We start from the raw sequence: 15,548 nt of genomic DNA, 5'->3' as shown, positions 1-15,548 counted from the left end.
AAATTATGAAGGGTTGACCTAGTGGGTCAACCCTTTTTATTTTTATATATTCGCTCTTCGTATCTCAGAGCGAAGCGTACTCGCATCTCGAAGTGAAACGTTACTGCTTTACTCCAGGCATAAAAAAGCCGCTGACGAATCAGCGGCTTTTAAAAACATTAGCGAGTGGCTAAAGGAGAATTACTTCTTCTTTTTCACTGCTTTCTTATTTGGAAGATCAGTGATTGAACCTTCGAATACTTCCGCAGCTAGACCAACAGACTCGTGTAGAGTTGGGTGAGCGTGGATAGTAAGAGCGATATCTTCTGCGTCACAACCCATTTCGATTGCTAGGCCGATTTCACCAAGAAGTTCACCACCGTTAGTACCAACAACAGCACCACCGATTACGCGATGAGTTTCTTTATCGAAGATCATCTTAGTCATACCGTCTGCACAATCAGAAGCGATTGCACGACCAGAGGCAGCCCAAGGGAAAGTCGCAACTTCGTAGTTGATGCCTTCAGCTTTTGCTTCTTTCTCAGTCTTACCTACCCAAGCAACTTCTGGCTCAGTGTACGCAATTGATGGGATTACTTTAGGGTCGAAGTAGTGCTTCTTACCAGAGATAACTTCCGCCGCTACGTGACCTTCATGCACACCTTTGTGAGCAAGCATTGGTTGACCAACAACGTCACCGATCGCGTGGATGTGAGGAACGTTTGTACGCATTTGCTTATCAACGTTGATGAAACCACGTTCGTCAACTTCGATACCCGCTTTTTCAGCGTCGATAAGTGCACCGTTTGGAACACGACCGATAGCAACAAGAACTGCATCGTAACGCTCAGCTTCAGCTGGTGCTTTCTTGCCTTCCATTGAAACGTAGATACCATCTTCTTTCGCTTCAACAGCAGTAACTTTAGTTTCAAGCATTAGCTTGAACTTGTTCTTGATACGCTTAGTGAAAACTTTAACGATGTCTTTATCCGCAGCAGGGATAACTTGGTCGAACATCTCAACTACGTCTACTTTAGAACCTAGAGAGTGGTAAACCGTACCCATTTCAAGACCGATGATACCACCGCCCATGATAAGCAGTTTTTCAGGAACTTCTTTCAGCTCAAGTGCATCCGTAGAATCCCAAATACGTGGGTCTTCATGTGGGATGAATGGCAGTTTAATTGGACGAGAACCTGCAGCGATGATTGCGTTGTCGAAGTTAACTGTTGTTGCTTCGCCTTCGCCTTCAACTAGGATGCTGTTAGGACCAGTGAACTTACCGAAACCGTTAACAACCGTTACGTTACGCATCTTAGCCATACCGCCAAGACCGCCTGTTAGTTGGTCTACTACTTTTTCTTTCCAGATACGGATCTTGCTGATGTCCGTTTGTGGCTCGCCGAATACAACGCCGTGCTCTGCCATCGCTTTCGCTTCTTCAATTACTTTAGAAACGTGAAGAAGTGCTTTTGATGGAATACAACCAACGTTTAGACATACACCGCCAAGAGTGCTGTAACGTTCAACCAGTACTGTTTCTAGACCTAAATCCGCACAACGGAATGCAGCTGAGTAACCAGCAGGACCTGAACCAAGTACAACAACTTGGGCTTTAATTTCTTTGCTCATTGTGACCTCTTGTAGTCATTATCCCTAACAGGCTGAGTAGATGTTCTTAAATTATTGGGCTTTCAAACAGCCAACATTTTACAGAGATGTTAACAGTGTGAAAGTAGCTTTAAGTTAGCCTGTGAGCTAGACAACACTTCCCTTTCGCTTTATGAGAAAAGCGGGAACTGTTCTCTAAAAAATACTTTGTATAAAGAATTAAGGTGACCCGAAAGCCACCTTAATATTTACTTTCTCAATTACAGTACTAGACGACGAATGTCAGATAGTGCGCTGTTTAGGAAAGTAATGAAGCGTGCACCTTCAGCACCATCGATCACACGGTGGTCGTATGATAGAGACAGTGGAAGTTGTAGGCGTGGTTCGAACTCTTTACCGTTCCACACAGGTTTCATTTCAGACTTAGATACACCTAGGATACCTACTTCTGGCGCGTTTACGATTGGCGTAAATGCAGTACCACCGATACCACCAAGGCTAGAGATTGTGAAACAACCGCCTTGCATGTCAGCTGCAGTTAGCTTACCAGCACGTGCCTTCTTAGACACAGCCATTAGCTCTTCAGATAGCTCGTAGATGCCTTTCTTGTTTACGTCTTTGAATACAGGAACAACTAGACCGTTTGGAGTATCTACTGCGATACCTACGTTTACGTACTTCTTAAGAATGATGCTTTCGCCATCTTCAGAAAGAGAAGAGTTAAACGCTGGGAACGCTTCTAGTGCTTTAGCAACAGCTTTCATGATGAACACAAGTGGAGTGATCTTCATGCCAGTGTCTTTCTTCGCTTCGATTGCGTTCTGCTCTTTACGGAATGCTTCTAGCTCAGTGATGTCTGCGTTATCCCATTGTGTAACGTGAGGGATCATTACCCAGTTACGGTGTAGGTTTGCACCAGAGATCTTCTTGATCTTAGAAAGCTTCTGAACTTCAGTTTCGCCGAACTTGCTGAAGTCAACTTTTGGCCATGGTAGTAGACCAAGAGCAGAGCCGTCACCGCCTTTGCCAGATGCCGCAGCACCAGACTCTAGACGCTTAAGTGCATCTTTAACGTAAGACTGAACGTCTTCTTTTAGTACACGGCTCTTACGACCAGTACCTTTAACTTTCGCTAGGTTTACACCGAACTCACGAGCTAGACGACGTACAACTGGAGACGCGTGTGCGTACTCACCGTTTTCTTGGAAGTCGTCTGTTGCTGCTGGAGCTGCTGGAGCTTCAGCTTTAGGTGCAGGTGCCGCCGCTGGAGCTGCTGCTTGTGCAGGTGCAGCAACAGGAGCTGGAGCTGGAGCCGCGCCTTCAACAACGAAAGTCATGATTAGAGAGCCAGTTGATACTTTGTCGCCAGCTGCAATTTTGATCTCTTTTACTGTACCAGCGAATGGTGCAGGAACTTCCATTGAAGCTTTGTCGCCTTCAACAGTAATTAGAGATTGCTCTTCTTCTACTGTATCGCCAACCGCTACCATTACTTCAGTAACTTCTACTTCGTCACCGCCGATATCTGGAACGTTTACTTCTTTTTCAGCTGATGCTGCAGGAGCCGCTGCAACTGGTGCTGCCGCCGCTGGAGCAGGCGCTGCTGCAGGTGCAGAGCCAGCTACTTCAAATACCATTACTAGAGAACCAGTAGAAACTGAGTCACCAGAAGCAATCTTGATTTCTTTAACTGTACCTGCGAATGGTGCAGGAACTTCCATTGATGCTTTGTCGCCTTCAACAGTTAGAAGAGATTGCTCTTCTTCTACTGAATCACCAATAGCAACCATGATTTCAGTAACTTCAACTTCGTCACCACCAATATCTGGAACGTGAACTTCTTTAAGCTCTGCCGCTGCTGTCGCTGCTGGAGCAGCTACTGGAGCTGTCTCTGCTGCTGGAGCAGGCGCAGCTTCAGCTGCACCCTCGGCTTCGAAAATCATGATTAGAGAACCAGTAGAAACTGAATCGCCTTCAGCTACTTTGATTTCTTTAACGATACCAGCTTGAGACGCCGGAACTTCCATAGAAGCTTTGTCGCCTTCAACAGTGATTAGAGACTGTTCTTCTTCAACCTTGTCGCCAACGCTTACAAGAATCTCAGTAACTTCAACCTCATCCGCACCGATGTCAGGTACATTTATTTCGATTGCCATTGCTTATTTACCTTCTAGTTAAGCGCTGTATTAAGCGTATTGTGGGTTTGTTTTTTCAGTGTCAATATCGAATTTAGCAATTGCTTCAACTACTACAGATTTCTCGATATCACCACGTTTAGCCAGTTCAGTTAGCGCTGCAACTACTACGTAGCCTGCGTTAACTTCGAAGTGACGACGCAAGTTCTCACGGCTGTCAGAACGGCCGTAACCATCAGTACCAAGTACTTTGTAAGACTCAGAAGGCATGAACGCACGAACTTGCTCAGAGTAGTTCTTCATGTAGTCAGTCGCTGCGATTGCTGGCTCAGTACCCATTACTTGTGCAATGTAAGGTACTTTCGCTTCCGCTTCTGGGTGAAGCATGTTGTAACGCTCTGCGTCTTGACCGTCGCGAGTCAGCTCGTTGAACGATGTTACTGAGAACACGTCAGATGCGATGCCGTACTCTTCGCTTAGGATTGTCGCTGCTTTACGTACTTCGTTCATGATAGTACCAGAGCCCATTAGCTGAACTTTAGACTTATTACCTGCGTAAGACTCAAGCTTGTAGATACCCTTACGGATGCCTTCTTCAGCGCCTGCTGGCATTGCTGGCATTGCGTAGTTTTCGTTCATTACAGTTAGGTAGTAGAACACGTTCTCTTGGTTCTCACCGTACATGCGACGGATACCGTCTTGCATGATTACTGCAACTTCGTAAGCGAATGTTGGGTCGTAAGAGATACAGTTAGGAACCGTGTTCGCCATAATGTGCGAGTGACCATCTTCGTGCTGTAGACCTTCACCGTTTAGCGTTGTACGACCAGCAGTAGCACCTAGTAGGAAACCACGAGCTTGTTGGTCACCAGCCATCCACGCCATATCACCTACACGTTGGAAACCAAACATTGAGTAGTAGATGTAGAACGGGATCATTGGCAAATCGTTGGTGCTGTAAGAAGTTGCAGCAGCAACCCAAGATGCCATTGAACCTAGTTCGTTGATGCCTTCTTGTAATACCTGACCTGATGTTGCTTCTTTGTAGTAAGAAACGATGCCTTTATCTTCTGGCGTATATTCCTGACCGTGCGGGTTGTAGATACCGATTTGACGGAACAGACCTTCCATACCGAACGTACGAGCTTCATCACAGATGATAGGAACGATGTTCTTACCAATGTTCTTGTTCTTAAGCAGGATGTTAAGAGTACGTACGTAAGCCATTGTTGTAGAGATATCACGCTTTTGCTCACCAAGTAGTGGAGCGAACTCTTCTAGCTCAGGTGTTTTGAATTCTTGAGTGAACTTAGGTAGACGCTGTGGCGTGTAACCTTTTAGTTCTTTACGACGAGCGTGTAGGTATTCGTATTCCGCCGAACCTTCTTCAAGTTTCAGGTATGGAAGCTCATTCACTGCTTCGTCAGTTAGGATGTCTTGAAGACCTAGACGATCACGTAGGTGTAGTACGTGAGTCATGTCCATTTTCTTAACTTGGTGCGCGATGTTCTTACCTTCAGCCGCTTCGCCCATGCCGTAACCTTTAACAGTCTTAGCTAGGATTACTGTTGGACGACCTTTAGTTTCTGCTGCGTTTTTGTAAGCTGCGTACAGTTTAGAAGACTCGTGACCACCACGCTTAAGTGCGAAGATTTCGTCATCAGTCATGTCTGCAACTAGTGCTGCTGTCTCTGGGTACTTACCAAAGAAATGTTCACGTACGTAAGCACCATCTTTAGATTTAAATGTTTGGTAGTCACCATCTACAGTTTCGTTCATCAGCTGTAGAAGTTTACCTGTTGTATCTTTAGCAAGTAGAGCATCCCAGTTGCTACCCCAAATAACTTTAACAACGTTCCAGCCAGCGCCTTTAAATAGACCTTCTAGCTCTTGGATGATGCTACCGTTACCCATTACAGGGCCGTCAAGACGCTGTAGATTACAGTTGATTAGGAATGTTAGGTTGTCTAGTTTTTCACGCGCAGCGAAAGATAGAGAACCACGTGATTCCGGCTCATCCATCTCACCGTCACCTAGGAATGCGTATACACGCTGTGCAGATGTGTCTTTTAGACCACGACCGTCTAGGTACTTAAGGAAACGTGCTTGGTAGATCGCAGAAATTGGACCAAGCCCCATAGATACTGTCGGGAACTGCCAGAACTCAGGCATCAGTTTAGGGTGTGGGTATGACGGGATACCTTTACCATCCACTTCTTGACGGAAGTTGTCTAGCTGTTCTTCAGTTAGACGACCTTCAACGAATGCACGAGAGTAGATACCCGGTGAGATGTGACCTTGGTAGTAAACCAGATCGCCACCGTCCGTCTCGTTTGGAGCACGGAAGAAGTGGTTGAAACAAACTTCGTAGAAAGCCGCTGCTGACTGGTAAGAAGCCATGTGACCACCTAGGTCTAGGTCTTTCTTAGAAGCACGCAATACGATCATGATTGCGTTCCAGCGAATAATCGAACGAATACGACGTTCAAGAGTTACATCACCTGGGTATGCTGGCTCTTGTGCTGCCGGAATCGTGTTGATGTAGTTAGTGTTGATACCAGTTGGCATATCAACGCCATCTAGACGTGCTTTCTCTAGAACTGTTTCTAGTAGGAACTGTGCACGTTCTACACCTTCTTCACGTACTACTGACTCAAGAGCTTCTAACCAATCTTGAGTTTCCAGTGCGTCTACGTCATGCTTCATGTCAGACATGGCGATCTATCCTTTTTGTTAGTTGGATTCTACTAAACACGTAAAAAGCCGAAGTATTACGGCTATTTACCCTGTTGAATTCGACGCAGGGAGCGTTCGCGGCGCGATTCTTCCTTCGTCAAATCCAGCAATGTTTCTTCGATGTAAGCTAAATGAGAATGTGACATTTCACGCGCCTTCTCAGGCTGACCAGAAACGATCGCATCTACGATATTAGCTCGATGTATACTCACTTTATCCACAACGTCTTTACGACGATGCAACAGCTTTAAATTTTCCAAGACGTTTTGTTCAAGTAACGGAGCCAAGCTACGAACAATGTGCAATAACACCACATTGTGTGCTGCCTCTGTTAAAGCAATAAGGAAAGCCATCACCGCTGCAGATTCGGCTTCAATATCACCCTTATCTTGCGCGCCGTGAATTTTCTCTTGGCATGCTTGAATACGAGCAAAGTCTTCATCAGTGCCACGCAATGCCGCGAAGTAAGCCGAAATCCCTTCCATCGCATGACGCGATTCCAACAAGTCTAGTTGGGTTTCAGAATGGGATGACAACAAATTAAGCAAAGGATCTGAAAAGCTCTTCCAGATATTTTCGCTAACAAACGTACCTCCACCTTGACGGCGAGTAAGCAAGCGTTTGGCTTCTAAACGTTGTATCGCTTCTCGGATTGAAGGACGAGACACATCGAACTGTTTCGCCAATTCGCGCTCAGGCGGCAACTGCTGCCCTGGAGCCAGTGTTCCTTCCACAATCAACCTTTCTAACTCTTGTTCGATTACATCGGAGAGTTTTGGCTGACGAATCCTTTGATAAGCCATAGTTTGTTGTTCTTCTTTTTCTTCGCTGACAATTGGTAATACCAATTTTAAGTTGGGAAGAAATTAACATAATTAAAACGCCACTGTCCAGCGTAAAATTGACCTGCATCATAGAACGCAGTGTGAATTAACCACGATTTAACAAATGAAATTTAAAACAGCAACCAAGTTGGTCTTACCATTTACAGCGCTAATACTTTTGGGGAGTATTCGTGCTAGAAAATTTCAGGATAACAATGAATTGTTTCAGAAAGACTAGCCTAATTCGGTCAAAAATCGAACCGATCGCACATTCGGGAGGGAAATTCTGTTCACAAGCTTTAATATCTAGATGTTTGATAAGCTCGTCACACTCTCGATTTATTGACACCCGCACGCCAACCACTTTCTTTACATCGCAACAACAAAAATTCACAAGTGGTTATGCTAAACGTTGATTAAGCAAGGCTCTGTAATTAACAGAGCCATGAAGAATATGAGGAATTAGAAGCGCAATTTACTTTTAAATTTTGTCCAGTCGAAGACCAAACCTGGGTCTGTTTTGCGTAAAGGTGCTATGTATTGATGACCAGTGATACGTTCATCAGTGATCTGAGGAAAGCTTGACACCAGCGTTTCAGTTAGCTCAGTCAAGGCTTGATACTGCTGCTCTGTGTAGGCAACAAAGTCGCTGCCCTCTAATTCAATACCAATAGAGTAATCATTACACCTTTCACGACCAGCAAAGCTCGATTGGCCTGCATGCCAAGCCCTGTCGAGGAAAGAAACAAACTGCACCACTTCACCATCGCGGCGAATTAAGCAGTGAGCCGATACACCCATTTGATGAATCACTTTGAAAAACGGGTGTTCCGCTGGATCGAGATTACCCGTAAAGAACTGCTCGATATAAGGCCCACCAAATTGCCCCGGTGGTAGGCTAATATTGTGGACCACCAGCAGAGAGATATCATCGACACTCGGCCGAGCGTCAAAATAAGGCGAAGGTACATGCCGAGCGTTCTCGTACCATCCTTTGGAGCAGATCGTCATCTTGGTCTCGCTTTCTTTTTTTGCTAGCGCGGTAGATTATGACCTTACCCATAGAGCAGTAGCGCTAGCCTCTTTAATTTGAAGTTAAGCAAGAGTATCATTCCATTCCCACTTCCTTTCAAGATTAGATTTGCGATGAAAAACACACATAACAGCCACCAACGCCTTGACTACTTAAAAGAGCAGCTGCCACTAGAGATCACTCGTGCAGTCGCAGAAGCAATCAAAGAAGACCTTGGCGGTACACTGGATCCAGCGGCTGATATTACGGCAAGTCTAATCCCAGCTGACGCTATCAACAGCGCAACCATCATCACTCGTGAACACGGCGTATTCTGTGGTAAAGCATGGGCTGATGAGGTTTTTAAGCAGCTAGGCGGTGAAGTGACTATCGAGTGGAACGTAGAAGATGGTGATAAGGTTGAACCAAACCAAACGCTTTGTACCCTAACCGGACCAGCGCGCGCACTATTAACTGGTGAGCGTAACGCAATGAACTTCATTCAAACGCTATCAGGGTGTGCAACAGCAACCGCCATCTATGCTGACAAAATCAAACACACAGAGTGCCGCCTGTTAGATACTCGTAAAACCATCCCAGGCCTACGTAGTGCACTAAAATACGCTGTGGCTTGTGGTGGCGGCTTCAACCACCGTATCGGTGTTTTCGATGCCTACTTAATCAAAGAAAACCACATCATCGCATGTGGCGGCATTGAAAAAGCTATCTCAACAGCAAAAGAGCTAAACCCTGGTAAGCCGGTTGAAGTTGAAACTGAGAGCCTAGAAGAGCTAGAGCAGGCTATCAACGCGGGCGCAGACATCATCATGCTAGACAACTTCACCACTGACATGATGCGTGAAGCTGTGAAGATCAACGCAGGCCGTGCTGCACTAGAAAACTCTGGTAACGTGACACTAGACACCATCGCTGAGTTCGCTGAAACGGGTGTTGATTACATCTCTGTCGGTGCACTAACTAAGCACCTGAAAGCAATGGATCTATCAATGAGATTCAAAGCGTAATTTACTGAATAGTAAATAGTTTCTGTAAAGGCACTGTTGATGACAGTGCCTTTTTATTGCCTTAATTATCAGTATTTCAAAGTGTTATTTAAGTTGATCGCATAAATTTGCGCGCTATATGCAACAGCGATTCAATAAATTCAAAACCACTCGCGACCGCACCTGAACACCATTCCACTTCCCCACCTCGACTTCTATTCTCTCTACCATCTTGCGCTTGCACTGAAACAAACTAAAGAGTGGAATGAAAAGAATGAACAAAAGGACAAATCAGAAAGGTTTCACGCTGATTGAATTGATGATTGTGATGGCAATCATTGGTACTTTATCTGCGATTGCTCTACCTGCATACAAAAATTATGTTGCCAAAAGTGAAGTTGCATCGGCAATAGCAACAATGAAAGCTTTATTAACACCAGCAGAGCTTATATATCAAGAAAATGGAAAATTAGCTTTAAATACGTCAGTTAGTGATTTAGGTATCTCTGCAGGTTCAAACATTTTAGGAACGATAAGTGTTCCAAGTGAGAACAATTTAAAGTTCCTATTTGGCTCAAATAGCGCCCTCAATAATGCATACCTAACCTACTCAAGAACAGATTCTGGCTGGACATGTTCAGCAACCTCTGCAGGTGTGAGTAACCTACCAACTATAAATAGCTGCCCATAATGCTAACCAAACTTCCTACAATTCTCCGTCAGGCTGATTTACTTGGCCTGACTCAAGAACAAGCCGTGGCTGAACATATACAAGCTTCAGGTATTTCGACACCTGAAGCTTTACTCGCTCTTGATCTCTTCACAGGCGACTCCCTAGCACACAATATACAAGCCATCTTCGGCTTGCCGTTAGTTCAACTGGGCAACACAGATTATAAAGATTTGTGTGACCAATTAGGGCTTCGCGAGCTGATCACCAAATACCGTGCAGTTCCGATCTCAGTCTCTAACTCGACGCTCACACTTGCTTCCGCCGACCCTACTGACTTACAAGCTGAAGATGATTTTCGCTTTGCAACCGGGTTACAGATAGAGCTGGCTGTCGCCAATTACTCAGAACTGGAAGGTACGATACGCAAGCTGTATGGACGCTCCATTTCCGGGCAAGACTCCAAACGCAAAGAGATCACCCAAGATGAACTGGCTAACCTAGTTGAAGTATCTGACGACGAACTCGCATCGATTGAAGACCTTAGTCAAGACGACTCTCCAGTTAGCCGGTTTATCAATCAGATACTGGTCGATGCTGTACGTAAAGGTGCTTCCGATATCCATTTTGAGCCTTATGAAGAGCACTACCGTGTTCGTCTGCGTTGTGACGGTATATTGGTTGAGATCCAGCAACCCGCTTCTCACCTGAGCCGACGTTTATCCGCCCGTTTAAAAATTCTCGCTAAGCTTGATATTGCTGAGCGTCGCTTACCTCAAGATGGACGAATAAAACTGCGCCTGAATGACGAACTCGCGATTGATATGCGCGTCTCCACATTGCCAACCCTATGGGGCGAGAAGATCGTTTTACGGCTACTCGATAGCAGCGCAGCTAATCTCGATATCGACAAGCTCGGTTACAGCGACGATCAAAAAGCCCTCTACATGAATGCACTAAAACGCCCGCAAGGAATGATCTTAATGACTGGCCCTACAGGCAGCGGGAAAACCGTCTCGCTTTATACTGGCCTTCGAGTATTGAACACCACGGAACGTAATATCTCCACCGCAGAAGATCCGGTAGAGATTAACCTATGTGGTATCAACCAAGTGCAAGTAATGCCAAAGATTGGCTTTGGATTCGCTGAAGCCCTGCGATCATTTTTACGACAAGATCCAGATGTGGTGATGGTCGGTGAGATCCGTGATTTAGAAACCGCAGAGATCGCCATCAAAGCGTCACAAACCGGTCACTTAGTGCTTTCAACGCTCCACACAAACTCTGCGGCAGAAACGGTGACCCGACTCGCTCATATGGGGATTGAACCCTTTAATCTAGCCTCATCGTTGAGCTTGATCATTGCCCAGCGACTGGCAAGACGCTTGTGCAATCAATGCAAAACCGTTGACGACTCACCAGATATCTTCCTGCGTCACTCCATCCCTAACAGCAAAACCATTTATAGGGCTAATCCACAAGGGTGTAATGAGTGCAATCAAGGCTATTCAGGACGGGTCGGTATTTATGAAGTGATGCCATTCACCGACAAACTCAAAAATAGCCTTATTAGCAAACCGAATGCACTGGAGATAGAAGACCTCGCTCGCCGAGAAGGGATGCGTACACTGCAAGAGTCAGGATTAGACAAGCTACTTGAAGGCACCACCAGCTATCAAGAACTGCAACGTGTTCTGTACCTATAGTCTATTGGAGCTTCAATGATCACTAAACCTAAGCAATTACAATTAAAAAGCTACCACTGGAAAGGCATCAACAGCTCTGGCAAAAAAGTGTCAGGGCAAACCGTAGCGCTTACTAAATTAGAGGTGCGTGAAAAGCTCAAAGACCAGCACATCCAGATAAAAAAAATCAAAAAGAAAAGTATCTCAGCACTAACGCGTTTAACCCATCGAGTTAAATCTCGGGATATAACCGTATTGACCCGCCAGCTTGCGACCATACTAGGGACCGGAGTCCCAATTGTGCAGGCGATTAAGTTGGTCTCAGATAATCATCGTAAAGCTGAAATGAAATCTATACTGTCACATATCTGTAAAGGTGTCGAAGCTGGTACACCTATCTCCAAGGCGATGCGAACCGCGAGCCGCCACTTTGATGATCTTTATACCGATTTAGTCGCAACGGGTGAGCTCTCGGGTAACCTCGCGCAAGTATTTGAACGCCTAGCGACATATCGAGAGAAGAGTGAACAGCTCAAGTCTAAGGTCATCAAAGCGCTCATCTATCCTGCAATGGTGGTTACTGTCGCACTCACAGTCTCTTATTTAATGCTGACCATGGTGATTCCTGAGTTTGAGTCTATGTTTTCGGGCTTTGGTGCCGACCTCCCTTGGTTTACTCAGCAAGTACTTGAGCTTTCTCATTGGATGCAGGCATACAGCTTTTATACGTTTATAGGTGCAGGGTTGGCAGGCATAGTTATTTATCAACTCCGTCAGCGTTCCTACTCGATTCGATTATCTACAAGCCGCTTAAGTTTAAAGTTTCCAGTTCTAGGCGGTGTCATGGCCAAAGCCTCTATTGCCAAGTTCAGTCGAACACTATCAACCAGTTTCGGCTCTGGTATTCCCATTCTCATGAGCCTAAAAACCACGGCCAAAACCGCAGGAAACCTGCACTATGAATCGGCAATCATTGAAGTACATCGTGAAACCGCTGCTGGCATCCCCATGTATATTGCCATGCGCAATACCAATGCGTTTCCTGAGATGATGTTGCAGATGGTGACGATTGGCGAAGAGTCAGGAAACCTTGATGAAATGCTCAACAAAGTCGCTTCGATTTATGAGTTTGAAGTAGACAATACCGTCGATAATCTGGGCAAAATATTAGAGCCTCTGATCATTGTATTTTTAGGATCCATCGTAGGCGGTCTTGTGGTTGCAATGTACTTACCGATCTTTAATCTTATGAGTGTGTTAGGATAGCCAAAAGCAACTAAACACCCATGAGTAGAAACCTCTACTCGTCTTGATTAAGTGGTAAAGGACACTATGGAAGTATTTCACTACTATCCCTGGCTATTCCCCGTATTAGCATTCATTTTTAGTCTTCTGATTGGCAGCTTCCTTAACGTCGTCATACATCGCTTACCAATTATGATGGAACGTGAATGGCAAAAAGAGTGCTCGGAGTATTTCTCACAATATAAGATTCCCGCGCCAGAAGGAAAATTCAACCTCAGTGTTCCTCGCTCTACCTGCCCTAAATGCAACACTCAATTAAGAATCATCGACAATATCCCAGTGTTAAGCTGGTTATTCTTGAAGGGCAAGTGTCACAGTTGTGACACTCCGATCAGTATTCGCTACCCTCTGGTTGAACTTCTGACTGCAATACTTTGCACAGTTGTCGCGAGTCACTATGGTTTCAGTTTTTACGCTATTGCACTGATATTTTTTACCTTTGCGTTAATTACCGCCACTTTCATCGACCTCGACACCATGCTATTGCCGGACCAAATTACATTACCGTTAGTTTGGTTTGGTATCGCCTTAGCCTTATTTGATATCAGCCCAGTATCGCTTCAAGACTCCGTAGTCGGCGCCATCGCTGGTTACCTCGCTTTATGGTCAGTATACTGGCTGTTCAAGTTACTGACAGGCAAAGAAGGCATGGGTTACGGTGACTTCAAGTTACTAGCCGCACTTGGTGCATGGCTTGGTTGGCAGCACCTTCCAATGATCATCCTGTTGTCTTCTCTTGTTGGCCTAATGTTTGGGTTGATTCAGTTACGCTTGAAACAGCAAGGCATCGATAAAGCCTTCCCATTCGGCCCTTACCTTGCAATTGCTGGCTGGGCGAGTTTGATGCGTGGCAACGACATCATGGGTTGGTATTTCACTTCAGTACTAGGAATGTAACCATGGCAATCATTATCGGATTAAGTGGCGGTATCGCCAGTGGTAAAACGACCGTCGCTAACCTATTCAACGAACACTTTGGCATTGATATTGTTGACGCCGATATCGTGGCACGCGAAGTGGTCGCTCTGGGTAGTGAAGGCTTAAAGCAGATTACCGAACACTTTGGCGAGGCTATCTTACTTGAAGATGGTACGCTCAACCGAGCTAAGCTACGCGAGCTGATCTTCTCAGACCCAGAGCAAAAGCAATGGCTAAATGATCTTCTTCATCCCATGATTCGTGACAAAATTGACAGTGACCTGTCTAAAGTTACCTCGCCCTATGGTTTATTAGTCGTACCTCTATTGGTTGAAAACCAGATGCAAGGCATGACGGATCGCGTATTAATTGTTGATGTGCCTACCGAAGTGCAGATTGAACGAACGATGAACCGGGACAATGTTTCTAGGGAACAAGTTGCATCAATTTTGAAATCACAAGCTTCAAGAGAACAACGTTTGGCAGTTGCAGATGACGTGATTAAAAACCATACTAAAAACCAAGAACTTTTGCCGCAAATCACAGATTTACATAAAAAGTATCTGGCAATCAGTACAGTAGATGGGTCAGAATAGAACTATGTTGAATGAAGGCTTGCTCGATGATCACCCACAAATTTGAACATCCTCTAAATGAGAAAACACGCATCTACCTAAGAGTGGAATCACTCTTGAGGCAGTTACACCTGTCTTCTACATTTTCCGATGCTCAACAGTATCAACTCTTTTTCCGCTCTATCTTTGATCTGATTGAAATCTTCGAGCAGATCCAACTCAAGAGCGAACTTGCAAAAGATCTTGAGAAGCAACGTGTAACCTACAAAAGCTGGTTAGACGTCGAAGGTGTCGATCAAGAGATGCTTACGTCACTGCTCAATGACATTGGCAATATTTATCGTGATTTAATGCACTCAGAGCGTTTTGGCCAATCTCTTAAAGAAGATCGCTTCCTAAGTGCGATTCGCCAGCGTTTTAATCTGCCAGGCGGTTCATGTTGCTTTGACTTACCGGCACTGCATTATTGGTTACACCTCCCTCTTGATAAGAGAATGAGAGATGCCAAAGCGTGGATGGATAGCCTACAGCCTCTGTATGAAGCGCTAACGCTATGGTTAAAGCTAACTCGAGAAACTGGCCACTTCAAAGAGCAAATCGCTCGTGCTGGCTTCTTCCAAAGCGATGCTGAAGAAGCGAATATTCTTCGTCTATCTATTCCGATGCAATACGGTGCCTACCCAATGATCTCAGGGCACAAAAACCGCTTTGCGGTTAAATTCATGAGCTTTGAAACAGGCCAAGCCTGTACTCAAGATATCGAATTTGAGCTAGCTATCTGCACCTAATTTATTCCTTTTAGCGTTTGGCTTGAGTTGCCATTTGAGCCTAACTCAGTTTTATTACCCCCTCTAATTAAGAATCACTATGTCGAACAAAATCACCATCGTTAAATGCCCACAATGTCAGACTGATGTTGAGTGGGGTGAACAGAGCCCACATCGTCCGTTTTGCAGTAAACAATGTCAGATGATTGATTTCGGTGAGTGGGCAGACGAAGAGAACAGTATCGCTGGCGCACCAGATATGTCTGATAGCGATGGTTGGTCAGAGGAGCAGTACTAAGATTCGAGATTCGAGATTCGAGATTCGAG

General features: G+C 45.2%; 13 protein-coding genes. 8 read left to right on the top strand and 5 right to left on the bottom strand.

Translation table 11 applies throughout. The features are described 5' to 3' along the window. Positions 1-180 precede the first annotated feature (180 nt). The 5 genes from lpdA to ampD all read right to left on the bottom strand — a co-directional run bounded on the left by lpdA (position 181) and on the right by ampD (position 8,296). Positions 181-1,611 carry a dihydrolipoyl dehydrogenase gene (gene lpdA, locus ACTRWI_RS20030; RefSeq protein WP_063524431.1) on the bottom strand — a complete coding sequence of 477 codons (1,431 nt, stop codon included), beginning with the start codon at positions 1,609-1,611 and terminating at the stop codon, positions 181-183. A gap of 239 nt (positions 1,612-1,850) precedes the next feature. Then, positions 1,851-3,746, bottom strand: coding sequence for a pyruvate dehydrogenase complex dihydrolipoyllysine-residue acetyltransferase (aceF, locus tag ACTRWI_RS20025; protein WP_499133525.1), 1,896 nt, complete (start codon positions 3,744-3,746; stop codon positions 1,851-1,853). A 30-nt stretch (positions 3,747-3,776) separates the two neighbouring features. Then, the gene (gene aceE, locus ACTRWI_RS20020; protein WP_499133524.1) at positions 3,777-6,440 is read right to left on the bottom strand and encodes a pyruvate dehydrogenase (acetyl-transferring), homodimeric type; all 2,664 of its coding nucleotides are present in this window, start codon (positions 6,438-6,440) and stop codon (positions 3,777-3,779) included. Positions 6,441-6,502: 62 nt separating this feature from the next. Beyond that, a complete protein-coding gene (pdhR, locus tag ACTRWI_RS20015; RefSeq protein ID WP_499133523.1) occupies positions 6,503-7,264 on the bottom strand; it encodes a pyruvate dehydrogenase complex transcriptional repressor PdhR in 762 nt (253 codons plus the stop codon). 483 nt (positions 7,265-7,747) lie between these two features. Continuing rightward, positions 7,748-8,296, bottom strand: coding sequence for a 1,6-anhydro-N-acetylmuramyl-L-alanine amidase AmpD (ampD, locus tag ACTRWI_RS20010; protein ID WP_499133522.1), 549 nt, complete (start codon positions 8,294-8,296; stop codon positions 7,748-7,750). A 135-nt stretch (positions 8,297-8,431) separates the two neighbouring features. On the opposite strand from ampD, the gene nadC reads away from it, so the two are divergent. From nadC to yacG, 8 genes are all read left to right on the top strand, one after another. Next, complete coding sequence (nadC, locus tag ACTRWI_RS20005; RefSeq protein ID WP_499133521.1) at positions 8,432-9,322, top strand: carboxylating nicotinate-nucleotide diphosphorylase; 891 nt, start codon at positions 8,432-8,434, stop codon at positions 9,320-9,322. A 244-nt stretch (positions 9,323-9,566) separates the two neighbouring features. After that, entirely contained in the window at positions 9,567-9,992 is a 426-nt protein-coding gene (locus tag ACTRWI_RS20000; protein WP_499133520.1) for a pilin, read from the top strand. Beyond that, positions 9,992-11,677, top strand: coding sequence for a type IV-A pilus assembly ATPase PilB (pilB, locus tag ACTRWI_RS19995; RefSeq protein WP_499133519.1), 1,686 nt, complete (start codon positions 9,992-9,994; stop codon positions 11,675-11,677). Before ACTRWI_RS20000 ends, pilB begins: the two co-directional genes overlap by 1 nt. A gap of 15 nt (positions 11,678-11,692) precedes the next feature. Then, a complete protein-coding gene (locus ACTRWI_RS19990; RefSeq protein WP_499133518.1) occupies positions 11,693-12,922 on the top strand; it encodes a type II secretion system F family protein in 1,230 nt (409 codons plus the stop codon). Positions 12,923-12,988: 66 nt separating this feature from the next. Further along, entirely contained in the window at positions 12,989-13,858 is an 870-nt protein-coding gene (locus ACTRWI_RS19985) for a prepilin peptidase (protein WP_499133517.1), read from the top strand. A 2-nt stretch (positions 13,859-13,860) separates the two neighbouring features. Continuing rightward, the gene (gene coaE, locus ACTRWI_RS19980; RefSeq protein WP_499133516.1) at positions 13,861-14,475 is read left to right on the top strand and encodes a dephospho-CoA kinase; all 615 of its coding nucleotides are present in this window, start codon (positions 13,861-13,863) and stop codon (positions 14,473-14,475) included. A 26-nt stretch (positions 14,476-14,501) separates the two neighbouring features. Further along, complete coding sequence (gene zapD, locus ACTRWI_RS19975; protein WP_499133515.1) at positions 14,502-15,242, top strand: cell division protein ZapD; 741 nt, start codon at positions 14,502-14,504, stop codon at positions 15,240-15,242. A gap of 79 nt (positions 15,243-15,321) precedes the next feature. Beyond that, positions 15,322-15,519 carry a DNA gyrase inhibitor YacG gene (yacG, locus tag ACTRWI_RS19970; RefSeq protein WP_499133514.1) on the top strand — a complete coding sequence of 66 codons (198 nt, stop codon included), beginning with the start codon at positions 15,322-15,324 and terminating at the stop codon, positions 15,517-15,519. Positions 15,520-15,548: the final 29 nt, after the last annotated feature.

It is taken from the genome of Pseudoalteromonas sp. G5_S1_14_S5, assembly GCF_054968605.1.
The sequence above is the reverse complement of the archived record's forward strand: the minus strand, read 5'-3'. Positions and strand labels throughout refer to the sequence as shown.